Annotated in this window: 21 protein-coding genes; 8 read left to right on the top strand and 13 right to left on the bottom strand. The window is 64.4% G+C overall.

Annotated features, from left to right (window positions below; all coding sequences use genetic code 11):
* Nucleotides 1–2: 2 nt before the first annotated feature.
* Together QSV36_RS06125 and QSV36_RS06120 are read left to right on the top strand one after the other, a co-directional pair.
* Nucleotides 3–203 (top strand): DUF1656 domain-containing protein, encoded by a 201-nt coding sequence (locus tag QSV36_RS06125; protein WP_008097766.1) that lies wholly within the window; start codon nucleotides 3–5, stop codon nucleotides 201–203.
* 10 nt (nucleotides 204–213) lie between these two features.
* Nucleotides 214–1,074 (top strand): efflux RND transporter periplasmic adaptor subunit, encoded by an 861-nt coding sequence (locus QSV36_RS06120; RefSeq protein WP_289130836.1) that lies wholly within the window; start codon nucleotides 214–216, stop codon nucleotides 1,072–1,074.
* Nucleotides 1,075–1,145: 71 nt separating this feature from the next.
* Here the strand turns inward: QSV36_RS06120 and QSV36_RS06115 are convergent, their stop codons facing one another.
* Nucleotides 1,146–1,598 (bottom strand): universal stress protein, encoded by a 453-nt coding sequence (locus QSV36_RS06115; RefSeq protein ID WP_289130835.1) that lies wholly within the window; start codon nucleotides 1,596–1,598, stop codon nucleotides 1,146–1,148.
* A gap of 274 nt (nucleotides 1,599–1,872) precedes the next feature.
* Here QSV36_RS06115 and QSV36_RS06110 point away from each other — a divergent pair, with 274 nt between their 5' ends.
* The 5 genes from QSV36_RS06110 (at nucleotide 1,873) to QSV36_RS06090 (ending at nucleotide 7,800) form a co-directional block, all read left to right on the top strand.
* Nucleotides 1,873–2,781, top strand: coding sequence for a LysR family transcriptional regulator (locus QSV36_RS06110; protein WP_289130834.1), 909 nt, complete (start codon nucleotides 1,873–1,875; stop codon nucleotides 2,779–2,781).
* 134 nt (nucleotides 2,782–2,915) lie between these two features.
* Nucleotides 2,916–4,454 (top strand): MFS transporter, encoded by a 1,539-nt coding sequence (locus QSV36_RS06105; protein WP_289130833.1) that lies wholly within the window; start codon nucleotides 2,916–2,918, stop codon nucleotides 4,452–4,454.
* Nucleotides 4,455–4,482: 28 nt separating this feature from the next.
* A complete protein-coding gene (locus tag QSV36_RS06100; protein ID WP_289130832.1) occupies nucleotides 4,483–5,544 on the top strand; it encodes an HlyD family secretion protein in 1,062 nt (353 codons plus the stop codon).
* The gene (locus QSV36_RS06095) at nucleotides 5,541–6,992 is read left to right on the top strand and encodes an efflux transporter outer membrane subunit (protein WP_289130831.1); all 1,452 of its coding nucleotides are present in this window, start codon (nucleotides 5,541–5,543) and stop codon (nucleotides 6,990–6,992) included. The genes QSV36_RS06100 and QSV36_RS06095 overlap by 4 nt, the downstream gene beginning before the upstream one ends.
* A gap of 13 nt (nucleotides 6,993–7,005) precedes the next feature.
* Nucleotides 7,006–7,800 (top strand): SDR family NAD(P)-dependent oxidoreductase, encoded by a 795-nt coding sequence (locus QSV36_RS06090; protein WP_289130830.1) that lies wholly within the window; start codon nucleotides 7,006–7,008, stop codon nucleotides 7,798–7,800.
* 222 nt (nucleotides 7,801–8,022) lie between these two features.
* Here the strand turns inward: QSV36_RS06090 and QSV36_RS06085 are convergent, their stop codons facing one another.
* Together QSV36_RS06085 and QSV36_RS06080 are read right to left on the bottom strand one after the other, a co-directional pair.
* The gene (locus QSV36_RS06085) at nucleotides 8,023–8,835 is read right to left on the bottom strand and encodes an SDR family oxidoreductase (protein ID WP_289130829.1); all 813 of its coding nucleotides are present in this window, start codon (nucleotides 8,833–8,835) and stop codon (nucleotides 8,023–8,025) included.
* A gap of 86 nt (nucleotides 8,836–8,921) precedes the next feature.
* On the bottom strand, nucleotides 8,922–9,386 hold the full coding sequence (locus QSV36_RS06080) for a multidrug transporter (protein ID WP_289130828.1): 465 nt from the start codon (nucleotides 9,384–9,386) through the stop codon (nucleotides 8,922–8,924).
* Nucleotides 9,387–9,549: 163 nt separating this feature from the next.
* Between QSV36_RS06080 and QSV36_RS06075 the strand changes: the two genes are divergently transcribed.
* Nucleotides 9,550–9,999: a hypothetical protein gene (locus tag QSV36_RS06075; protein WP_353853213.1), complete on the top strand. Its 450-nt coding sequence runs from the start codon at nucleotides 9,550–9,552 to the stop codon at nucleotides 9,997–9,999.
* A gap of 39 nt (nucleotides 10,000–10,038) precedes the next feature.
* On the opposite strand, the gene QSV36_RS06070 is transcribed toward QSV36_RS06075, so the two are convergent.
* The 10 genes from QSV36_RS06070 to QSV36_RS06025 form a co-directional block, all read right to left on the bottom strand.
* Entirely contained in the window at nucleotides 10,039–11,493 is a 1,455-nt protein-coding gene (locus QSV36_RS06070) for a mannose-1-phosphate guanylyltransferase/mannose-6-phosphate isomerase (RefSeq protein WP_170034287.1), read from the bottom strand.
* A gap of 35 nt (nucleotides 11,494–11,528) precedes the next feature.
* Nucleotides 11,529–12,176, bottom strand: coding sequence for an alginate O-acetyltransferase AlgF (locus tag QSV36_RS06065; protein WP_289130826.1), 648 nt, complete (start codon nucleotides 12,174–12,176; stop codon nucleotides 11,529–11,531).
* Between the two features lie 17 nt (nucleotides 12,177–12,193).
* On the bottom strand, nucleotides 12,194–13,351 hold the full coding sequence (locus tag QSV36_RS06060) for an alginate O-acetyltransferase (protein WP_289130824.1): 1,158 nt from the start codon (nucleotides 13,349–13,351) through the stop codon (nucleotides 12,194–12,196).
* Nucleotides 13,352–13,361: 10 nt separating this feature from the next.
* Entirely contained in the window at nucleotides 13,362–14,819 is a 1,458-nt protein-coding gene (locus QSV36_RS06055; RefSeq protein WP_289130823.1) for an MBOAT family O-acyltransferase, read from the bottom strand.
* Nucleotides 14,820–14,957: 138 nt separating this feature from the next.
* A complete protein-coding gene (locus QSV36_RS06050) occupies nucleotides 14,958–16,061 on the bottom strand; it encodes a mannuronate-specific alginate lyase (RefSeq protein ID WP_289130822.1) in 1,104 nt (367 codons plus the stop codon).
* Nucleotides 16,062–16,068: 7 nt separating this feature from the next.
* Nucleotides 16,069–17,511: an alginate O-acetyltransferase gene (locus QSV36_RS06045; protein ID WP_289130821.1), complete on the bottom strand. Its 1,443-nt coding sequence runs from the start codon at nucleotides 17,509–17,511 to the stop codon at nucleotides 16,069–16,071.
* Nucleotides 17,512–17,524: 13 nt separating this feature from the next.
* The gene (algG, locus tag QSV36_RS06040) at nucleotides 17,525–19,084 is read right to left on the bottom strand and encodes a mannuronan 5-epimerase AlgG (RefSeq protein ID WP_289130819.1); all 1,560 of its coding nucleotides are present in this window, start codon (nucleotides 19,082–19,084) and stop codon (nucleotides 17,525–17,527) included.
* 22 nt (nucleotides 19,085–19,106) lie between these two features.
* A complete protein-coding gene (locus QSV36_RS06035; RefSeq protein ID WP_289130818.1) occupies nucleotides 19,107–20,585 on the bottom strand; it encodes an alginate export family protein in 1,479 nt (492 codons plus the stop codon).
* The gene (gene algK, locus QSV36_RS06030) at nucleotides 20,582–22,009 is read right to left on the bottom strand and encodes an alginate biosynthesis TPR repeat lipoprotein AlgK (RefSeq protein ID WP_289130817.1); all 1,428 of its coding nucleotides are present in this window, start codon (nucleotides 22,007–22,009) and stop codon (nucleotides 20,582–20,584) included. The genes QSV36_RS06035 and algK overlap by 4 nt, the downstream gene beginning before the upstream one ends.
* A 12-nt stretch (nucleotides 22,010–22,021) precedes the next feature.
* Entirely contained in the window at nucleotides 22,022–23,188 is a 1,167-nt protein-coding gene (locus QSV36_RS06025; RefSeq protein ID WP_289130816.1) for an alginate biosynthesis protein Alg44, read from the bottom strand.
* Nucleotides 23,189–23,220 lie beyond the last annotated feature (32 nt).

Genomic DNA, 23,220 nt, shown 5'->3' with positions numbered 1-23,220 from the left:
TCATGCCCCGTGAAATCGCCTTCCATGGCGTGTACATGCCCACCATGACCTTGATGTTCCTGTTCGCCCTGGGCCTGGCCTGGGGCCTGGACCGGTTCATCGCCAGCCATGATGGCTACCGCTTCTTCTGGCACCCGGCGTTGCTGCGCCTGAGCCTGTTCGTCTGCCTGTTCGGCGCCCTGGCGCTGTCGCTCTACTGGTGAGAAACCTTCGATGAAAAAGTTCTTCAGCCTGATCGCCACCCTGCTGGTGCTGACCGCTGCCGTGGTGATCGGTCGCCAGTTGTGGCTGCATTACATGACCACGCCATGGACCCGTGACGGCCGCGTGCGCGCCGACATAATCAACGTCGCCGCCGATGTGCCGGGCTATGTGGTGGACGTGCCGGTCAAGGACAACCAGCGGGTGAAGAAGGGCGACCTGCTGATCCAGATCGACCCCGAGCACTACCAGCTGGCAGTCGACCAGGCCAAGGCCCTGGTCGCTTCGCGCAAGGCCACCTGGGAAATGCGCAAGGTCAACGCCAAGCGCCGTGCCGACATGGACAACCTGGTGATCTCCAAGGAAAACCGCGACGACGCCAGCAACATCGCCAACGCAGCCCAGGCCGACTACCAGCAAGCCCTCGCCGAGCTGGCGGCAGCCGAGCTGAACCTCAAGCGCACGCAGATCGTGGCCACGGTGGACGGCTACGTGACCAACCTGAATATCCACAAGGGTGACTACGCGCGCACCGGTGAAGCGGTGATGGCGGTGGTCGACGAGCACTCGTTCTGGGTGTACGGTTTCTTCGAGGAGACCAAGCTGCCGCATGTGAAGGTAGGTGACCAGGCCGAGCTGCAGATGATGAGCGGCGAGCGCATCAAGGGCCATGTGGAGAGCATCGCCCGTGGCATCTACGACCGTGACAACCCGCAAAGCCGCGAGCTGATCGCCGATGTGAACCCGACCTTCAACTGGGTTCGCCTGGCGCAGCGGGTGCCGGTGCGTATTCACATTGATGAGGTGCCGGAAGGGTTCCTGCTGGCGGCGGGGACGACCTGTACGGTGGTGGTGAAGCCGGGTTCGCCCTGAGTGGGGTGGCGCCTGTGGGATCGCGCGCCGCCCGCGCGGCGCTCTATCCCACAAGCGATAAACCTCTCAAGTCATCCGCCCGCGGCCCCCACCAACACCGGCACCCCAACCCGGTCGATCACCTTCGCGCTGACCGACGGGTCCAGCAACCGCCCCAGCCGCGACAGGTGGCGGTGGCCCATGATGATCAGCTCGCAGTTCAGTTCCTGTGCCTTGCCGACAATTGCCTCGACCGGCTGCCCGGCAACCATGCAGCCCTGGCTGTCGAAGCCGGCCTGTTGCAATAGCGCCACCGCTTCGGCCACGGCGCGGTCACCCAGGCGTTGTTCCTCGCAGGCGGCGGGGTATTCCTCCAGTTCCTCGGTGGTGTAAGGCGCGGGTTTGTCGTGCACGGCGAAGGTTGAGTCGATGGCCAGCAGCACGTGCAGTTCGTGTTCGCCGGGGCGGCAATAGCGGCGGGCGAGGGTGAGCAGAGCAGTGGAGGCGGGTGAGGCATCGATGGCGATCAGGACGGGGCTGGGCATGCGTAATCCTAAGTTGAGGCTGGCTGATGTGCTTGCAGGCTCAGCCCTTTCGCGGGGCAAGCCCGCTCCCACAGGTACTGCACATCACGTGAGTATTGTGGGATTCCTGTGGGAGCGGGCTTGCCCCGCGAAAGCGACGGGCCTGCCAATGCCTCATTTATGGCCGAACCCGGCCAGTGGATAAAGGCATCACCACGCACGAGCGCATTGCGTCTGGTGCAATCCGCCAACCTGCTACCATCGCCATATTCCACAGCTGTCACGGAAAATGGCCATGCAACTCCCCGACATGAACCTGCTCGTCTCCCTCGATGCCCTGCTCGACGAAGGCAGTGTAGTCGGTGCGGCACAGCGCATGAACCTGAGCCCGGCGGCGATGAGCCGGACCCTTGGGCGTATCCGCGATGCCCTGGGCGACCCGATCCTGGTGCGCGCCGGCCGCGGCCTGGTGCCGACGCCACGAGCGTTGGCCCTGCGCGAGCAGGTGGCTGCGCTGGTGGAGCAGGCCGGCGAGGTGTTCCGCAGTGCCGACGAGGTCGACCTGCCCAAGCTCGACCGGGCCTTCAACATCCGCACCAACGACCTGTTCATTGCCCTGTACGGCGCCCAGCTGCTCAGACGCATGCACGAGCAGGCGCCACGCACGGTGCTGCGGTTCGTGCCGGAAAGCCCTGGCGGTGATGACGACAGCGTGCTGCGCGACGGGCGCACCGACCTGATCATCAGCTCGACCATGGAACTGGGCCCGGAGATCAAGGTGCAGAGCCTGTTCCAGACCTATTACGTAGGCCTGGCCAGGCGCGACCACCCGATCTTCGAACAGCCGATCACACCTGGGAGTTTCGCCAGTTATCCACAGATCAGCGTGTCACGCCGTGGCCGGGCCAACGGGCCGATCGATGTCGAGCTGGCCAACTGCAAGGTGCAGCGGCGGGTGGCGTTGATTACCCCGAGCTTCCATTCGGCGCTGTTCTCGCTGCCGGATTCCGACCTGATCCTGCCGATGCCGGCGAACATTCTCAACAGTGTGCACAAGCTTGGGTTACCGCTGCGTTCATTCGAGATCCCGGTGCCGCTGGAACGGGTCACCGTTCTGCAGGCATGGCACCCACGCTTCCACAATGACCCGGCACATCGCTGGTTGCGGCAGATCTTGAAGGCTTGCTGCAGTGTCGACCCTTGATAGCGGGTTGGCTGCCTCGACAGCAGTGGATTGCGCCTGACGCAACTTAAACCTGCCAAGAAGTCAGTTTTCGTCAGCATTCGACCTTCCTAGACTTGCTCCAGTCGCAAATTTGTTGCTGGAGTTGTCAACCAATGAGTTCCCTGTCCGCCCCGTCTGCCGCGCTTGCCGCCCCTGCAACGGCCGCGCCTGTTCAGACGGCGTTCGGCCTGCAGGTCGTGGTCGGGCTGTTCGGGGTATTGCTGGCCGTGTTGTGCGCAGGGCTCAACGAATCGGTGACCAAGATTTCCCTGGCCGATATCCGCGGCGCCATGGGCATCGGTGCCGACGAAGGCGCCTGGCTGCTGGCGGTGTACAGCGCCGCCTCGGTGTCGGCCATGGCCTTCGCCCCTTGGCTGGCCACCACCTTTTCATTGCGCCGTTTCACCCTGTGCGCCATTGGCTTGTTCGCGCTGCTCGGCCTGCTGCAACCGTTCGCCCCCAACCTGCACAGCCTGATGCTGCTGCGCGTGCTCCAGGGCTTCGCCTCGGGCGCGCTGCCGCCAATGCTGATGAGCGTGGCCCTGCGCTTCCTGCCGCCGGGCATCAAGGTCTATGGCCTGGCCTGCTACGCGCTCACCGCCACCTTTGGGCCCAACCTGGGTACGCCACTGGCGGGGCTGTGGACCGAATACGTCGGCTGGCGCTGGGCGTTCTGGCAGATCATCCTGCCCTCGGCACTGGCCATGGTCTGTGTCGGCTGGGGCCTGCCGCAGGACCCGCTACGCCTGGAGCGTTTCAAACAGTTCGACTGGCGCGGCGTGCTGCTCGGCCTGCCTGCCATCAGCTGTATCGTGCTGGGCCTGTCGCTGGGCGACCGCTGGGGCTGGTTCGATTCGCCGCTGATCTGCTGGCTGCTGGGCGGTGGCCTGCTGTTGCTGGTGCTGTTCATGTACAACGAATGGTCCGAGCCGCTGCCGTTCTTCCAGTTGCGCATGCTGTCGCGGCGCAACCTGAGTTTCGCCCTGGTCACCTTGGCCGGGGTGCTGATCGTGCTCTCCGGCGTGGGCAGCATCCCTTCGGCCTACCTCGCGCAGCTCCAGGGCTATCGCCCGGCGCAGACCAGCCCGCTGATGCTGCTGGTAGCGATGCCACAACTGCTTGCCCTGCCATTGACAGCGGCGCTGTGCAACATCCGCGCAGTGGACTGCCGCTGGGTTCTGGGCGTCGGCTTGGCGTTGCTGGTGCTGTCCTGCCTCGGCAGCAGCCTGCTGACTGCCGAATGGATCCGTGGCGACTTCTATCCGTTCTACCTGCTGCAGGTGTTTGGCCAACCGATGGCCGTGCTGCCGCTACTGATGCTGTCCACCAATGGCATGTCCCCGCAGGAGGGCCCATTCGCTTCCAGCTGGTTCAACACCGTGAAGGGCCTGGCAGCGGTGATTGCCGGTGGCCTGCTGGACGCCCTGGGCACTGTACGCCGGCACTTTCATTCCAACCACCTGGTGGACAGCCTGGGCAACGCCCCGCTGGTCGACGACAACGCCGTGGGCCTGGCCAAGCGTATCCACGAACAGGCGTTGGTGCTGACTTCGGCCGACCTCTACCTGGTCATGGCTGGCATTGCCTTGGCCCTGATCTGCCTGATTCCTTTCGTGCCTACCCGGGTCTACCCACCGCGCGCGGTGGCTTGAGCCCGGGGTGAATTCGAGAACCGCTGAAATGACCAACAACCGTAAAACCCTGATCATCGGCTCGGTGCTTGCCGTGGCCGTCCTGGCCGGCATCGTCGGCCCCTGGATGCTCGGCAGCGACCACCGCCAGAGTACCAATGATGCCTATGTGGCCGCCGACTACACCGTGGTCGCGCCGAAGGTCGCCGGCTTCATCAAGGACGTGCTGGTAGAAGACAACCAGCAGGTCAAGGCCGGCCAGCTACTGGCGACCATCGATGCCCGTGACTACCAGGCTGCGCTGGATGCCGCGCAGGCGCAGCTGTTGGTGGCCAAGGCGCAGAGCGCCGACGCCAGGGCTACTTTGGAGCGCCAGGCCGCACTGATTGCCCAGGCCGAGGCTGAGGTGAAAGCCGCCCAGGCCGAAGCCGCATTCGCCGACCATGAAGTGAACCGCTATAGCCGCCTGGCCGAACAGGGCGCCGGTACCGTACAGAATGCCCAGCAGGCGCGCAGCAGGGTCGACCAGGCGCGCGCACGCCTGGCCAATGCCCAGGCGGCATTGCTGGCAGCGCGCAAACAAGTGGATATCCTCGGCGCCCAGGTGGCCAGTGCCGATGGCCAGCTCAAGCGCGCCGAGGCGGGGCTGGAAAAGGCCCAGCTCGACCTGTCCTACACCCGTATCACAGCGCCGGTGGATGGCATGGTCGGCGAGCGCGCCTTGCGCGTCGGCGCCTACGTCAACCCGGGCGCCCGCCTGCTGTCGGTGGTGCCATTGCAGCAGGCCTACGTGGTCGGCAACTTTCAGGAAACCCAGCTGACCCATGTGCAGCCCGGCCAGGCGGTGAGCATCAGTGTCGACACCTTTGCTGGTGAGCAGTTGCGCGGTCATGTGGAAAGCATCGCCCCGGCCACCGGGGTGACGTTCGCCGCGGTCAAGCCAGACAACGCCACTGGCAACTTCACCAAGGTGGTGCAGCGCATTCCGGTGAAGATCGTCTTCGATGACGGCCAGCCGCTGTTAACCCGCCTGCGCGTGGGCATGTCGGTGGAAGCGACCATCGATACCCGTGGCGACACGCTGCATGGCAACGAGGTGAGTGCGCGATGAAACCGGCATTCCGCTTGAGCCCATTATTGCTGGCTGTGTGGCTGGCCGGCTGCACCCTGGGCCCGGATTTCCAGCGCCCCGACAGCCAGGCACCGCAACACTGGGCGCCGTTGCAAGGCGAGGCGGCGGCCAGCCAGCCACAGGCCGAACCGCTGGAACTACGCTGGTGGGAAAGCTTCCATGATGCCCAGCTGAGTGCCTTGATCCAGCGCGTTGCCGAGCGCAACCTGGACTTGCAGATGGCCAGCGCCCGGCTGCTACAAAGCCGGGCCCTGCGCAGCAGTATTGCGGCCGATGAGGTACCGTCGGTGGACGTGAACGCCGGCTATAGCCGCGCGCGCAACAGTGCCGAAGGCCTGAGCGACCCGTCCGGCAAGGCGGGCAAGGAAGCCTTCAACCTCTGGCAGGGCGACTTGGTGGCCGGTTGGGAACTGGACTTGTGGGGCCGCGTGCGGCGCCAGGTCGAAGCTGCCGATGCAACCGTAGCAGTGGCCGAGAATGACCGTCGTGGCGTGCTCTTGGCGCTGCTGGCGGAAACCGCCGGCAACTACATCCAGCTGCGCGCCGTGCAGCACACCATTGATGTGACCCAGGACAACCTCAAGGTCGCCCGGCACAGCCTGAAGCTGTCTGAGGAGCGCCAGGCCGAAGGCGTTGCCACCCGGCTCGACGTGGCCCAGGCCAGTGCCCAGGTGGCCTCGATCGAGTCGCGCCTGCCAAGCCTGGAGGCCCGCCGCGACGACCTGGTCAACGCGCTCAGCCTGCTCGCTGCCGAACCGCCGCGCAGCCTGCAGGCCGAACTGCTCAAGGGCGGCGAACTGCCTGCACCAGAGCAGAAGTTTGCCATCGGCCTGCCGTCGGAGCTGGCCGAGCGGCGTCCGGACATTCGCCAGGCCGAGGCTCGCCTGCATGCTGCGACTGCCAGCATCGGGGTGGCCGAGGCCGACTTCTACCCCAGCATCCGTCTGTCGGGCAGCGTCGGTTTCCAGGCCATGCAGCTGGCGGATTTCGGCGGCTGGGATTCGCGTCGCTTCGCCTTCGGCCCGCAGCTGTCACTGCCGATCTTCGAGGGTGGCCGGCTCAAGGGCACCTTGGAACTGCGCGAGGCACAGCAGCAGGAAGCGGCGCTGAACTATCGCAAGGTGGTGCTCGGCGCCTGGCATGAAATCGACGATGTGCTACGCCTGTACAACGCCAGCCAGTTGCGTCGCGACCACCTGGCAGAGGCGGTGCGGCAGAACCGCATCGCCCTGGAAACCGCCCAGCGCCAGTATGTGGAAGGGGCGGTGGACTTTCTCAACGTGCTGACCGTGCAGGGTGCCTTGTTGGCCAGCGAAGAGCAGTGGATCGACAGCTCGGCGGCGGTGTCGCAGGCGCTGGTGGGGCTGTACAAGGCCTTGGGTGGTGGCTGGCAGGCATTCGATGAGCAGCCGCATTCTCACAGTTAGGGAGGGAGCACAGATGCACATTTCTTTGAACGGCAAGCGTGCCATCGTCAGCGGTTCCACCGCCGGCATTGGCTTGGCCATTGCCATCGGCCTGGCCGAGGCGGGCGCCGAAGTGGTGCTCAACGGTCGTACCCAGGCCCGGGTCGACGACGCCCTGAATGGTGTGCGCGAGCGCCTGCCACAAGCCCGCATCATCGGCATTGCCGCCGACCTGGGCACCCAGGCCGGTGCGCAGGCACTGTTCGACCAGGTGCCGCACACCGACATCCTGATCAACAACCTTGGTATCTTCGAGCCCAAGCCGTTTTTCGAAATCGACGACCAGGACTGGCAGCGCTTCTTCGACGTCAACGTGCTCAGCGCCGTGCGCCTGTCGCGCCACTATGCCCAGGGCATGGCCGACCGCGGCTGGGGCCGGGTGATCTTCCTGTCCAGTGAATCGGCATTGCAGATCCCGACCGAGATGATTCACTACGGCATGACCAAGACCGCGCTGCTGGCGGTATCGCGTGGGCTGGCCGAGACCCTGGCCGGGACCGGGGTGACAGTGAACTCGGTGTTGCCAGGGCCCACACGCTCGGAGGGAGTGGGGGACTTCTTCGCCAAGCTGGCTGCGGAGCAAGGGGTGTCGACGGAAACGCTGGAGGCGAACTTCCTCGCCGAACACCGGCCGACCTCACTGATCAAGCGGCTGGCGACAGTGGAAGAGGTGGCGAACATGGTGGTGTACCTGGCTTCGATGCAGGCCAGCGCCACCACCGGGGCGGCCTTGCGGGTGGATGGTGGTGTACTGCGTTCAATAGCCTGATTGCTTGTTGCCTTGTGCAGGCGACGCGGTGGATGGCAGCGGCTGCGCCGGTGATCGTGGCTGAATGCCGCGCCTACAGGTACAGCGCCAACCCGAGGCCAGCGCGGTTCACATCTGTGGGAGCGGATTTATCCGCGAAGCAGGCGACGCGGTGGAGGGCACCGGTTGTGCCGGTGATCGCGGCTGAAGCCGCTCCTGCATCCAGCACAGGTGGCCGAACTCTCAGAGCGGGCGCAGCAGGCCAAAGCGTTTGCGCAGCGCCCAGTCCAGCAACCGTCGTGGCAGCAGCCGGGCCATCAGCGGCAAGACCGTGCTGCCATTGCCCAGGCGCACCATTGCTGGCACCGGCGACTTGCCGACTGCTGCCAATACGCCTTGGGCAAACACCGCCGCCGAAGTCGGTTTGTCCTGCGACGCACGTGCCCGAGCCTGCACCTGCTCACGCAACGGCCACCACGCTGAATCCGCCGCCAGCACCTGCTCGGCCTGGCGCTGGGCATTGCTGGCGAACTGCGAGGCAATCGCCCCCGGCTGCACTTCCATCACCCGCACGCCGAACGGTGCCAGCTCCAGGCGCAAGGCATCGCTCAGCGCATGCACGGCGGCTTTCGAGGCGCAATAGGCTCCGGCGAAGGGGGTGACCAGCACGCCGGAAACGCTGCCGATGTTCACCACCAGACCACGCGTACGGCGCAGCAGCGGGAACAGGGCGCGGGTGACGCCGACCACGGCGAAGACGTTGGTTTCGAACTGCTGGCGCAGGGCGTCCACGCCGCCATCAAGCAACGGGCCCATGGCCCCGTAACCGGCGTTGTTGATCAGAATGTCGAGGGTCTCCAGCTCTTCGGCCAGGCGGGCCAAAGCAACGCTGTCATTCACGTCCAGTTGCCGAGCGGTGAAACCGGCGGCGTGCAGTTGCTCGACATCTTCCGGTTTGCGGGCAGTGGCCCAGACATGGTGGCCGGCATCGCGGAAGGCGTCGGCCAAGGCGCGGCCGATACCGCTGGAACAACCGGTGATCAGGACGGTGGGCATGGTTGGGACCTGTTGTCTGGGAGTTTGTGTTGCTGAGTCGGCCTCTTCGCGGGTTCAGCAGCGAACAGGGCGGCACAGGCAAACGATCAATTGGCAAATGTACCCTGCAGGTGCTCAGCCCGAAACTCCAGGGTTTGCGGCCGGTACCCGGAGCGCAGCGGCGGCAACGGCAGGCAGTCTTTCCACTCGGCACCCGGCTGCAGTTCACCCGGCCCACGGTAGCGCGGGGCATTGTAGGTGTTCTCCGCCAGGTTCACGGTATCGCCCGGCGCGTAGGCCGCCACGCGCCAGCGCAGTTCGGTTAGCGGCACGTCGTTGCCGTTCTTCATGTGCACCTGCAGGGTACGGTCGGCGGGGCAGTGTTCGGGGGCGTAGGTCAGGCGCAGGTCCAGGCGGGCCAGTCGGTTGCTTTCGCGGTTGTCTTGCCAGACTACGAACAAGGCCACCAGGCCCAGGCCACATATGGCCGCCAGGGAAATTGGAAGCGCCTTGGCTGGATGACGCAGCAACAACACCAGCCAGGAGAGGATCAGCAGGGCACCGAACAGCATCGCGTAATCGCCTTATTCGTGCGGATGGATGGCTATAGCCTAGCGGCAACTCAGCGGTCAGGTAACCGGTGAACACCTATGCCTAGGAGGCAGACCTGGCATTTCTGCTAGTAGAGGAAATGGCCCATGTTCTTAAAATCCATCATGCCTATTCAAAAGGAGCATGGCCATGACATCGGTTGAGCAAAAGCGTGGGAAAGCACTGAGATTGCCTGCCAAGGGAACAGTAATCGCTGACATCAGCCTCGCTGGTCAAGGGGAGAGTTTCGTTTCGGAAGGTGTGGACTATGGGGCCAATGAAAAATACGCGGCGTTGTATGCGTACAAGGGGGAGGCCGCGGATGCGGAAGTCTTCATCGACTTCCTGCTGGAAGTACACGATGGCGTGAGAGATATCACTATCGATGAACAGAGGAACCAGGTACTTGTCCACAAGCGCGGCACAACCTATGGCGGCTATGCCAGGTCCGGGACTATCCGGCAACTCGAAATGACAGCCACGCGCATCAAGGCTGAATCCTTCGAATGTGAAGGGCTGGATGATTTGCAGCGACCTTTCAGGGTGGTAGGGCGCGCATTCGACATCGTCGTCATAAACCCGAGCATTGGATAAGCAGTCTCGCCCCTGGCCAGGCCAGGGGCGAGTCAGCATTTACTGCGCGATGGTCTTCACCGAAACGCCGCGCTCGATGGGAGTGGACGTACGCCCATACACATCCTCGAAGCGCTCGATGTCGTCCTCGCCCAGATAGCTGCCGGATTGCACCTCGATGATCTCCAGCGGGATCTTGCCCGGGTTGCGCAGGCGGTGCACCGAGGCGATCGGGATGTAGGTCGACTGGTTCTCGGTCAGCAGGAACACGTTCTCGTCACAGGTCACCTCGGCAGTGCCGGACACCACGATCCAGTGCTCGGCGCGGTGGTGGTGCATCTGCAGCGACAGGCTGGCGCCCGGCTTGACGGTAATGTGCTTGACCTGGAAGCGGCCGCCCATGTCCACCGAGTCGTACGAGCCCCATGGGCGGTACACTTCCAGGTGGTTCTGGGTTTCGCTGCGGCCCTGCTCGTCGAGGGTCTTGACCATCTGCTTGACGCCCTGGACCTTGTCCTTGTGGGCAATCATCATCGCGTCCTTGGTCTCGACCACCACGATGTTTTCCAGGCCGATCACCGACACCAGCTTGCCGTTGCCGTGGATCATGCAGTTGTGGCTGTCCTGTACCACCACGTCGCCCTTGGTGACGTTGCCGTTGTCGTCCTTCTCGTGCACTTCCCACAGCGACGACCAGCAGCCCACGTCGCTCCAGCCGGCCGACATCGGCACCACGCAGGCGCGCTGGGTCTTTTCCATCACCGCGTAGTCGATGGAGTTGTCCGGGCAGCAGGCGAAGGTGGCTTCGTCGATGGTCAGCACATCGCCGTCTTCACGGCTGCGCTCCAGGGCCAGCACGCAGGTGTCGTAGATGTCGCCGTCGTGCTTTTTCAACTCTTCGAGGAAGCGGCTGGCACGGAACAGGAACATGCCGCTGTTCCAGAAGTAGCCACCGGCCTGGACGAATTCGGCGGCGCGTTTCTCGTCGGGCTTCTCGACGAACTGGGCCACGCGGGCCACGCCTTCCGGCAGCAAGGCATCCTGGCTGGAGCGGATGTAGCCATAGCCGGTTTCCGGCTTGGTCGCCGGTACGCCGAACAGCACCATCTCGCCACGCTCGGCGGCCACGGTGGCCAGGGCCAGGGCACGTTGCAAGGCCTTCTGGTCATCGATCACATGGTCGGCGGGCAGCACCAGCATCAGCTCGTCGCGGCCTTCGTTGACCAGTTTCATCGCCGCCATGGCCACCGCCGGGGCGGTGTTGCGGCCGAACGGCTCCATCAGGATGCCCTGGGTTTCCAGCTTCAGCGCGGCCAGTTGCTCCTGGACGATGAACTTGTGGTCCTTGTTGCAGACCACGATCGGCGTGTCCATGCCTTCGAACACCAGGCGTTCCAGGGTTTGCTGGAACAGGGTGTGTTCACCGGTCAGGGCCAGGAACTGCTTGGGGAACTGCTTGCGCGACAGAGGCCACAGACGGGAACCGCTACCACCAGAAAGAATTACCGGGATCATCATGTTTCTCCAATAGTCGTTGAGAGGCAGTGGAATCAGTTGCTAGCCACGGGGCGAGTTACCCACACCGGCGACAAGGCGCTGCCGGAACCCGTTACGTACAGCACTGCGGCTTCGCCGCGCTCCAGGGCGACCGGTTTCACGTCACCCACTTTCTTGTCTCCTTGGTACAGCGCCAGGTTGACCTTGACCGGGTTGATCTCACGCTCGCCGCGGCCGTTGGCGGCCACTGGCTTGACCACTTCGGTCTTGCCGTCGGCAGTCTTCAGGGTCAGTTGCTGGTCGCTCAGGTTCTGCACGCGAACCAGGGCTTTCTGCTTGTTCTTGAACGGCGGCTCTTCGATCAGCTTCGGGCTGCCGTTGGCGCTGTTGACCAGGGTGTAGTACTTGTCCGAGGCCAGCTTGACCGGCACGCTCTTGCCGCCGACCTGGGCGGTATAGTCACCGCCTGGCAGGAAGCTGAAGTCGCTGCTGGCCTGGGCGCCAACCTGCTTGATCTGGGTATTGCCGACCGAGGCTGCGGTCGGGGTGCTGGAAGCGTTGTACAGGCGCACGAAGGTCGAACCTTTTGGTGCAGTCGGGCCGTACAGCGCGGCGTCGGCACCGGCGAATGCCTGCATCGAGGCCAGGGACAGGCCGGCCGCGAGGGTGAGGGCTTTGGCAATGGAAGTCTTGGTAGTCATTGGCGTGTTCCTCTCTATCAGTGGTTCGTCCGGGTGGACGACAAGGCCAGGTTTTCTTCGGATTTACGGGAGTTCTTCAGCTGCGCGATCCACTGCGGGTCGAAGCTGCTGAGGTCGTTCTTCATTGGCAGATAACGTTCGGGGAATTCCCACACCACCACTTGTGGTGCGGCGTTCTTGAAGGCATCGCTTTGCAGGTACTTGAGCATCGGCAGCAGCGGGCCGTGGCCGTCTTCGGCGTAGTTGGCCACGTCGCTGCGCAGGGCCTGCTGCAGCGCACCGAGGAAGTTCCAGTGCGGGTTGGCGCTATAGCTGGTGCCCACCAGGGCAACCGGGATCTGCTTGTCGGCGAACAGTGCGTCACCGGCTTCACCCTCGGCTTCGACCGGGCGGGTGGTGCGCTTCTGCAGGTTGTCCGGTGCCGGCAGCAGGTTGCTGAACAGCGGGTCCAGTGGCAGGAAGTTGGTCAGGTCGCCCTTGTACGGCGCGGTGCTGCCGGCTTCGGTGACGAACGTCTGTGGCTCGCCGTTGAGCAGGTTTTGCCGGCTGACCGCTTCGGCCAGCGCCTGTGCTGCCACTTCGGCGCCCATCGGCGTCCAGTGGGTATCGGTGCGCAGGAACACCTGGCCTCGGGCCTTGGCCTGTTCCAGCGGTGCCATCAGGTCCGGGGCGAACACGTTGGCCTGGCGGGCCTGGGCGTGGAACTGGTTGTACAGGTCGCCATGCAGGCTGGTCGGCAGTTCCTTGCCCAGGTATTCGGCGTATACCCGTGCCTTGGCCGGCACGATTGCCAGCACCAGCTGGCTGCCGTGCTGCTGCAGGGTGTCGCGTACGCCACGGATCAGCGCCAGGTTTTCGGCCATCAGCTGTTCGGCCCCGGCGGTGGGCTTGAATTCTTCGTCGCTGAACAACCACTGGTCGCGGCCCAGTACCACACCGGGGCGGCCTTCATTGAACAGCTTGAAATCCATCGCCGCCCACAGGTTGGTGCCCAACCGCTTGATCGGGAAGTGCTCGTCGTAGTGGGTCTCGGCGGCCTTGGCCAGCTTGCCGTTGAGCAGGGTCATCTGTTCGGTGCGCTGGAAACTTTGCAGGCCACCGGTCGACCACACGCCCATGCCTACCAGCAGGCCGAGGAACGACAGTGAATAGGTAATGCGTAATGTGCGGGTCATGTCATCCACCTCAGAACTGGAAGTAGAGGAACGGCGAGTAGCTCTGCGCCGAAAGCTTGAGGATCGAGGCCACGAACAGCAGCAGTACCAGGGCGCGGGTCATCACGCGGGACCAGTCCAGGCCGATCGAACCGTCGGCGTTGACCGCCACCGGGGTGGCCTTGGGCGTCGGCCTGGCATTGCGATAGAAGTCACGCAGGCCGAAGAACGCCAGGGTGATGTAGGCGACCACCAGGGTGGCGACCTGCAGGCCGGTGAGCTGGGCGCGGTTGAGTTCCGACAGCTGCCAGTCGCCGAAGCTGAACATGGCGCCGTACATGCGGCCGGCCACTTCGAGGTTTTCGGCGCGGAAGATCACCCAGCCGACCACCACCAGCAGGAAGGTGAAGGCCCACTTCACCGGGTTGAAGCGCTGTGGGTTGGTGTCGATGCCCAGTGCGCGCTCGATGGCCAGCCACATGCCATGCCACGCGCCCCAGATGATGTAGGTGAAGTTGGCGCCGTGCCACAGGCCGCCCAGCAGCATGGTCAGGAACAGGTTGCGGTAGGTGTTGAAGGTGCCTTTGCGGTTACCGCCCAAGGTGATGTACAGGTAGTCGCGCAGCCAGGTCGACAGGCTGATGTGCCAGCGCCGCCAGAACTCGGTGATCGACTGGCTGATGTACGGCTGCTTGAAGTTCTCCATGAAGCGGAAGCCCATCATCAGGCCCAGGCCGATGGCCATGTCGCTGTAGCCGCTGAAGTCGAAATACAGCTGCGCGGTGTAGGCCAGGGCACCGAGCCAGGCATCGCCGGTAGTCGGGTTCTGCAGGGCGAAGCAGTGGTCGGCGACGACGGCCAGGGTGTCGGCGATGAACACTTTCTTGATGAAGCCCTGCATGAAGCGGGTGCAGCCTTCGGAGAACTTGTCCAGGGTGTGGGTACGGTTGTTGAACTGGTCGACCAGGTCCTTGAAGCGCAGCACGGGGCCGGCGATCAGGTGCGGGAAGATCGCCACGAATGCGGCAAAGTCGATCAGGTTGCGGGTGGCCGGGGTGTCGCCACGGTACACGTCGATGATGTAGCTGATCGACTCGAAGATGTAGAACGAGATACCGATCGGCAGCAGCACGTGGGTGAGGATGAACGGCTCCAGGCCGAACGAGGTGATGATCGCGTTCAGGCTGTCGACGCCGAAGTTGGCGTATTTGAAGTAGCCGAGGATCGCCAGGTCGACACCCACGCCGAGCAGCAGCCAGCGCTGGGCGGGCTTGGTGCGGACACCGGCGGCGCCGACCTTCAGGCCGATCCAGTAGTTCCACAGGGTGACCCCGGCGAACAATGCCAGGAAGTCCACTCGCCACCAGGCGTAGAAGATGTAGCTGGCGACCAGCAGCAACAGGTTGCGATAACGTTGCCCGCTCAAGTAATACAAGCCGAGGAAGATCGGCAAGAACAGGAACAGGAACACGTTGGACGAGAAGACCATCCCGGTTCTCCTTTTTGTTCACAGCATCCGGGGCACAGCGCCCCCCAAACCCCCCACTCAAAAAGTGGGGGAAGCCTTGGTACCTGTGGGAGCGGGCATGCCCGCTCCCACAGGTTCCGACCCCCAAAGGGGTTCAACTCATTTCTTGCTCTCTGCGCTCGGGTCGTAGACCCGGGTCAGGTCGCCGCCCAGCCGGAAGCTGTTGAACGGCTGCATCCCGCGTTTGCGTTGCAGGGTGTCGCCGCTGCACGCATACAGGCTGCAATAGGGCTCCATCCACGAGTACTTGCTGTCGATCTTCAGGTCTTGCATGTCCTGCTTCTCGCCATTGCGCGCCTTGAACGTGCTCGGGTCCTTGACCCCGGCCAGCACCCGCTGCGCCAGGCGATGCAGGGCGTTGTCGTTCTCGCCGCGCACATCCACGCCGTTGACCTGGGCAAAACTGGCGATCATCGCCAACGGCGGCAGGGCGTAGTTGTGGTAGGCCAGGGCGCGTTGCTTGCGCTTGAGCTCGTTGGGCAGGAAGCCCTGCGCATCGACCTGGTTGGCACCAATCCGGTATTCCTTCACGGCCCAGTCGAACAGGTCGCGACGGTCGGTGGCCACGGCGGTGGCCATCACCGCCCAGGCTGCCCAGTAGCTGTGGTTGTTGATTTTCTCCAGTGGCAGGTCGCTCCAGTCGCGCACGGTCTGCTCGGCGAGGCGGGCGAACCATTTCTCGATCAGCTCGGCCTCGGCCTGGTGCGCAGCCAGTGGCTGCGAGTTGGAGAACTTCAGGCGCAGCCATGAACCGCTCATGCTGCCCAGCGCCCATTTGCGCATCGACTTCCCGGTGTGGTTGTAGTCGGTGGACATCAACGCATCGGCACGTGCCCAGCTGCCCAGCCAGGCCAGGGCACACTCGAGCTGTGCCGGGCGACCATCGCGCATGTACTGGCCGATCATCTTGCTCACGCCTCTTTCAAGGGTGGTGATGTCCTCGGTGGACTTGCGAAAGGCCTTTTCCGAGCTGACGTTGAGGGTGGCCCGCGCCTTGTCCGAACCTTCGTACTTGCTGCGGAACTGCAGGGCCCCGGTGTACGGCTTGGGCACAGCTTCGCAGCGGAAGTTACCGTCGCCGGTCTTGAGCTTTTCGATCCCTTCGTAGTACCCCTGCGGCGGTACCAGCGCGGCGTGCGCGGCACTGCCGCACAAGGCCAGGGCGAGCAGGGCAGGGCGGAAAATTCGCTTGAACGCAGTCATGGTCGCCTCACTGGCCGGCCTGCGCGGTCTGCGCGGGCACGGCGAAGTTGTTGCGTTTGCAGAGCTTGGCCTCGACCTTCTGGGTACCGCTTTCCGGGCCCTGTACCTCGAAGGCCAGCAGGCCCTGGCTGGCCCAGTCCTCGTCTTCGCGCATCTGGAAGACGAAACGGCCATCGGTCTCGGCGGTTTCCGGTTTTTCCAGCTTGATGTCCTCGTGGCGGCCGTTGAGGTACCAGAGGGTGGCCTGCAGGACTTTCACCGACGGGTCCTCGAACTTCACGTCCATCTGGATGTTGCGGTTGACCAGGTCCTTGATCACGCCGCCCTTGCCGTTCACCATCAACTCGTTCTTGCCGGGCTTGAGGGTGGTGCTCGCGCTCATCAGCGCCGGGCGGTTATCGCAGCCGTCGTCGAGCAGGCCGAGGATCTGCCGCCAGATGGTTTCCTGGTCCAGGCGGTACAGCGGAGAGAACTCCCAGATCAGGATCTTCGGCGGGTTCTTCTTGAATTCCTCGCTGCCCAGGTACTGGATCATCGAGCCTTCCAGGCCACCGCCGGGGAAGGCGACGTTGAGCACATCGGCACCGATGTACTGCTGCAGGAAGCCGGCGAAGTTGTAGTTCTTGCCACTGTGGCTGGTGCCGACCAGGGTGATCTGGGCGTTGCCAGCGTCACCGAACAGGTCGTCACCGCCACCGTCGGAGCCTTTCGGCTCGGTGGTGAACTGGTCCATGTACTGGACTGCATAGCTGGTGCCGCAGAGCTGGCCGGCAACGTTGTGCAGGGTGCCGGTCTTGCCCATGCGGCCGGACTTCTTCGTCTCGAATTCCTTGCGCGGGATACCTTCGAAAGCCGGCATCTTGTGCACGGTCTCGGCCACGATCTTCGCCGCGCGCTCGGCACCGTATGGCGTCCAGTGCTGGTCGCCGCGGAAGTAGAAGTCCTTGCCTTGGTCGGCGGCGGCCAGCTGTTCGTTGGTCAGCGGCGACAGGTCGGGCACGTTGTAGCCCATGCTGGCGAAGCGCTTGAGCATGGCCTGGTAGTTGCCCAACGCCTTCTGGTAGTCGAAGGCAGCTTTTTCCGCCGGGTTGAGCATGTTGCGGTTCACCAGGCCACGGGTCGGCTGGTACACCACCACCAGTTCCACGCCGCGCTTCTTGAACGCGTCGTGCACCTGCTGCAGGCGCTTGTAGCCGGCCGGGGTGGTGGTGAACTCGGTGCGCAGGTCTTCGCGGGTACGGAACAGCCAGTCACCCTGGGCCTGCACCAGCGTGGTGAAGTTCTGCTGGTAGCGGGTGGTGTAGCGGCTGGGGTCGTGCGCTTCCGGGCACAGCTGGCAGCAAGGCTCGGCGGTGAAGGTCGGGGCCTTCACGTCGTCGGCGCTCACGCCCTGGCTGATGGCCAGGAGGGCAGTGGACAGGCCCAGCAGTTTCATCAGGTGTGGAGTCATGGTCTGGGCTTCCTTATTCGATCATTTCGGTCTGGCGTTCGACCGGGTCGATCAGCACAGCCTTTTTCTGGCGGACCAGCAGGTCGAGGATTTCGTCCTGGCGCTCACCCAGCACGCCGTTGAGGCTGATGCCGCTGGCCTTGCGTGGGGCGAGCATGGACACCTTGTACAGCTCGACCGACAGCGGCGAGTCGATCGACAGCGGGCCGGAGCCGTTGGCAGCCAGTTCGCCACCGACCAGGATCAGCGATACCTTGGTGTCGAACGGGTCGAGAGCGATGTCACGGTCGGTGTCGGACAGGTCCTTGATGTGGCCGTACACACCCACCAGGCCGTTGGCCATGGCGACGTTCTCGTACAGGCGGATGTTCACGCTGTTACGCACACGGATGCCGTGGCGGCGGTTGTTGATCAGCTTGTTGCCCCAGATCAGGTTGTCGCCGCTTTCGTACAAGGTGATGCCGTCGGTGTGGTTGCGGTAGATCTCGTTGTAGGCAATCAGGTTGTTGACGCTGTTACGGTCGATCACCACCCCGGAGAGCTTGTTGTCGTAGCTCTTGTTGTTGATGATCCAGCTGTCGTTGACCTCACGCGAAATGATGATGCCGTGCTTCTTCTTGGTGCCGTACACCGTGTTGCCGGCGATGATCAGGCGGTGCGAGCGGTCGTGCGGGTCGATGCCGTAGACGATGTTGTCGCGGTAGGTGTTGTCCTTGACCACGAAGTCCTGGGTCTCGTAGCAGTAGAAGCCGTACCACATGTCGCTGAATTCCGAGCCGATGATCCAGCCGGTGGGTTCCGGGCGGCCCATGCGCTTGGCCATGTTCGGCGTGTACTGCGAGATACTCACCCCGTACGACTTGGACTTGGCATAGCCGAAGCTGGCCATCTTGCTGTTGACGATGTAGGTCTCGGTGCCGCCCCACGACAGCAGGAACGGGCGGAACTCCTTGGGCGAGCGGAAGGTCGCCGGGCCGTTGTCCTTTTCGCGCCAGGCGGTCACCTGGGTATCGGTGACGAACAGCTTGCCGTCGTTGACCAGGAACGAACCGCCCTCCTGGGACAGGCGCAGCTGCTTGACCTTGCCGTCGATCTCGAGGATGCCCTTCTGCCCGACCACGATCGGCAGGCGCGCCAGGTACACGCCCGGCTCCACTTCGCTGAGGTACTGCCTGGGTACCTTCTTGCTCAGCTCGACCAGGTCGACATGCCCGTCATCGACGAAGATGGCCTGCGGAATGCCATGCTGGCGCTGGACCCACTCGGCCGCCTTGTTGTCGCCACCGACGAACTCCTTGAGCGTGTCTTCCTGGAACATGCGGCGCAGGCTGACCTTGCCCTTGTGACGGCGGTCGATCTTCTTCTGTACCGCCTCGGCGGTGTAGCCGGTCAGGTCGGGCAGCTTTGGCGGGTCCATGTGCAGTGGTTCGACCGGGGCACTGGAGACCGTGTAGGTCTTGGCCTGCTGCAAGCCCTTGGCCGTGGTCGTCGGCTCGGTGGCGGCGGCCAGGCCTGCTGCCAGCAGCAAGGCGCTGGCCAGCAGGCTGTGACGTAGGTGCGGGTGAAGGTTCATAACGGTAAGTCCCCTACCGGCCTCAGAAGCGCCAGATCACGTCGACGAAGGCACGGTGCATGTACGAGTCCGCTTCCTTGCCGTAGGCGTCGCCCGGCTTGAACACGCCGGCACGCAGGCGCACCAGGGCGGATGGTTCGTCGATGGCCTGGCTCATCGAAGCCGGCAGCAGGCCTTGCTTGAAGTACTTGGTCACGACCACGTCCATCTCCTGGCCAAGGTCTTTTTCGCCATCGACCAGCGGACGGTTCACGCCGTTGTCGTTGACCACCGCGTTGATGCCGCTGGAGCCGATGTTCTGGCTGTCATCGACACGCCAGAACTTGTGGTAGATGAAGCTGGCGTCGTAGTCGTCGCGCAGCTGCCAGGAGGCGAACAGGGTGGCCGCCTGCAGGTTGCCCAGCTCGCCGCGGAAGGCTTCACCGAAGCGGTGCACGCGCGAACGGGTACCGGTGTAGTTGGAGCGGTTGCTCTCCAGGCCGGTCTGCTCGTAGTTGCTCGAACCGTCGTCGCCGCCACCGCCGCTGCCGCGGGCGTAGGCCGCACCGACCTGCCACTGCGGGTCGAGGCGCACGCGGATGCCAAGGTCGGTGGCCCAGGCGTTGACGTCGCCGCTCTGCTTGCCGGTGGCCACGGTCTGGTCGCCCACCACCTGGCTGCTGAGGGTGTCGCGGTCACCGGTCAGCCAGGTGACACTGCCCCAGTAGTTGACGGTGTGGTCGTTGCGCCAGTTGTAGGCATCGCTGTTGGCTTCCAGGCCCAGCCAGGTCAGGTCGCCGGTGCGGGTCTTGTCCAGCGCATCGACGGTTTCGCCCGGGTTCTTCAGGCTGCCACCGTCATGGGTGTGGTGGGCGCGGACGCCGACCCAGTGGCCAGGGGTCCACTGCGTGGCGACGTTGCCGTAGATGTGCGTGCGGTCCTTGTCTTCCGGGGCCAGCTCGGTGAGGTCGGTGCGGTATTCGCTGAAGCGCAGGGCCACGCCCAGGTCGGCCTTGAGCAGGGTGGTGTCGAAGGTCCAGTTCAGCGCCTCGATGTTGGTGTCACGCCACATGCCGTCGTCGCTGCGCAGGCGCTGGCGACCGAAACGCAGCTGCTCGCCGGGGTAGGCGGTGAGGCCGCTGTAGCCGACCCAGAATTCGCGCATGGCCAGGTAGCTCTTGTCCTGCTCACGGCCGTCGGCGGCGGTGTCGGTGGTGGTGCCGTCGTCGTTCTGGCGCAGGGTGTCGGTTTCGATGGTGTCGGTAGCAGTGACGGCCTGGCCCATGGCATAGGCGCTCCAGTTGCCGCGCTCGCCATATACCCAAGGGCGCAGGTCCAGGCCCAGGCCGCTGACGTCGCCGCCAGAGCGGGTACCCAGGTCGCGGTCGTCTTCCGACTGGCCGGTGATTTTCACATCCAGGCCGAAGTTCTTTTCAGCGGTCATTTCCGCCAGGGTCGGGCAGGACCACAGCAGGGCGAAGCTCAGGCCGATGCCGGCTTTCAAGAAGGGATTGAGCGTCATAGCGAGTCCTCACCGGTTACTTCTTTTTCGTCGTCTTGCAGGGCTTCGATGGCCAGGGTGCTGTTGGCGCCCAGGTTCATGCTGCCGCGGGCCTGCTTCTCCTGCGCCAGCAGGGTCTGCGCCTGGCTGCGCTGGTCAGGCGTGAGTTGCTGGTCGAGTTGCTGCAGCAGTTCAGCGGACTGCGGCGTCGGGTTGGCCTGGGCCAACTGGGCGAATACCCAGGCATTGCCCGGTTGCGGGCGAATACCGTGGCCTTCGCTGAACAGCTGGGCCAGGGCATAGTCGGCGCTGTTCTGCCCGCCACGGGCGGCGGCCAGCAGGTGGTCGACGGCCTTCTGTGGCTCGACGTTGCCCAGGTAGCCACGGCGGTACAGCTGCCCCAGGTAGTAATGGGCGCTGACTTCGCCAGCGTCGGCGGCGGCCTGCAGGTGTTGCTCGGCTTTTTCCGCGTCAGCAGGCAGGGTCTTGCCTTCGTAGTAGAGGCGGCCCAGCAACAGTTCGGCGCGTGGCTGTTCAGCTTCGCGGCCTTTGTCGATGTAGGCCATCAGCTGGTCGGTATCGCCCAGCTCGGGGAAGTCGTACACCAGCTGCGCCAGGCTGACCCAGGACGCCGGGTTGGCCGGGGCTACCTGCTCGAGCAGGTCCTTGGCGGTTTTCTCGTCGGTCTGGCCCAGGCTGCGGTCGGCCAGGACACGGGCGACGCTGTCGACTCGGGTGGCCGGTACCGCGCCGCGGGCATAGGCCGCCTTGAGCTGGCCGAGCAGGGCAGCCTGCTGGTCGGCCTGGCCACGCTTCTGGTACACGGTGGCCAGTTCGACGTAGCAGATGTCGGTGGCGTCGAGGGCGGCCTTGCAGATTTTTTCCACCTCGCCCAGGTGCTGGTCATAGGTGCCCTGGGTGCGATACAGCAGAATCTGGGCCAGGCCCGCTTCCGGGTTGCCGGCGGCACGCCACTGGTCGATCTGCTGCTGCGCATTGACCTTGGGGAAGCTCTGCGGGTAGCTCAGGTAGAGCATCGCCAGCGGGATCAGGGTGTTGCCTTCGCCCTGCGCGGCGGCTTGCTTGAGCAGGGTCTCGGCTTCCTCGCGCTCGGCCTGGGTGCTGTCGGGCTTGGCAACCAAGAGGCGGCCAAGGCGCGCCTGGGCCCGCGGCGAGGTCGCTGCCGCGGCGCGGTAGGTGGCCTCGGCTTCCTTGATTTTCGCCGGGTCGCGGGTGGCGACCTTGATATCGGCCAGGCCCACTTGCGCGTCGCTGTAGCCCAGGTCGGCCAGTGCCTTGTAGTTGCGCTCGGCCAATGCCGTGTCACCGCGCTTCATGGCTTCGTTGGCCAGGCGCTGGTCAGGCAGGCCGGCACAGCCGGCCAGGGTCATGGCTGCTGCCAGGGCACACAGGCCCAGGCTGGCGCTTTTCTTGTGGGGAATCATACGACGATCCTCTTACAGCCCACGGGCCATGGCTTTGTCGATCAGCCAGTTCAGCGAAGGGCCACGGTCGCTGTTGACCGAAGCCGGGCGCCCGGCGAGCTCGGCGGGCAGGGTGCTGTCGGGCTTGATCTGCACACGGATGTCGGAGGCCAGGTCGTCGCTGTTGAGGCTGGCGCTGCTGACGATCTGGCCGGTGCGCACTTCGTCTTCGCCGGCGACCTGGAAGTTGACCCGGGTCCCTGGCTTGACCTCGTCGAACTGGCGGTAGCTGAAACGCGCCTCGACCATCGGGTTGGTGGTGCGCGGGATCAGCTGGAAGATCGGCTGGCCCTTGGCCGCGTACTGGCCGTTGTCCACCAGCTGGCGGGCGACCACGCAATCACAGGGGCTGGTGAGGGTGCCGGACAGCTGCTTGCCGAACAGTTCCTCGATCTTGGCCGGCTCCAGCTGTGCGTCTTCCAGGTTGCCCTTGAGCATGTCCAGCATGCTGGTGGTGAAGGTAGCCAGTGGCGCACCTTTGCCGATCATCCCGCCGCTGTCGACCAGGCTGCTCACGGTGCCGTCGCGTGGCATGGTGATGGTGGTGGTCGGCACTGCCACCACGCCGGCTTCGGCGTGGCTGACGAAGTACATGCCGTACAGCGACTTGGCGACGAAGCCGAAGGCGGCGACACCAACCACGAACACGCCAAGGGTGACGGTGACCGCCTTGAGGCGACCGAATGCGCTCAGGCCACTGCCGCCGTCCTTTTGCTTGCGTGCCTTGGTGAAGTTGTCGCGCTGCAGGGTGCTGAGCACGTCGCCGACGCTGATCAGCTCACCCGACAGGTGCGTGGTGATGATGTGGCGCAGGGTGGCGATGTCACGTGGCTCGAGGTTCTGGAACTGCGCGCCGGTACGGCCGCTGTCCGGGTGGTAGGAGCGCACCTGGAACTCGATGTCCATCGACAGGCCGAGGTTGTCGACCGTGAACTGCAGCCGTCCGCGCAGCACGTCGCCAACCGACAGGGGTTGCTTGGTGTGGAAGCTCAGGCCACCGGCGGAGAGGTCGTCGACCTTCACATCGTGGGCCTGGCGCTGGGCGTCGAGGAAGCGCAGCTTGGCGGGGATGCGTACCCGGGCATGCTGGCGCTGGGCTTCGGACTCATGCACGACGTTGACGTTCACGGCGGTATTCATGTGGTTTGTTCCTGTTAGTTCCGATCCGGGTT

Origin of the sequence: Pseudomonas sp. BCRC 81390 (assembly GCF_030341915.1) — a bacterium.
In the GTDB taxonomy this organism is placed as follows: domain Bacteria; phylum Pseudomonadota; class Gammaproteobacteria; order Pseudomonadales; family Pseudomonadaceae; genus Aquipseudomonas.
The sequence above is the reverse complement of the archived record's forward strand: the minus strand, read 5'-3'. Positions and strand labels throughout refer to the sequence as shown.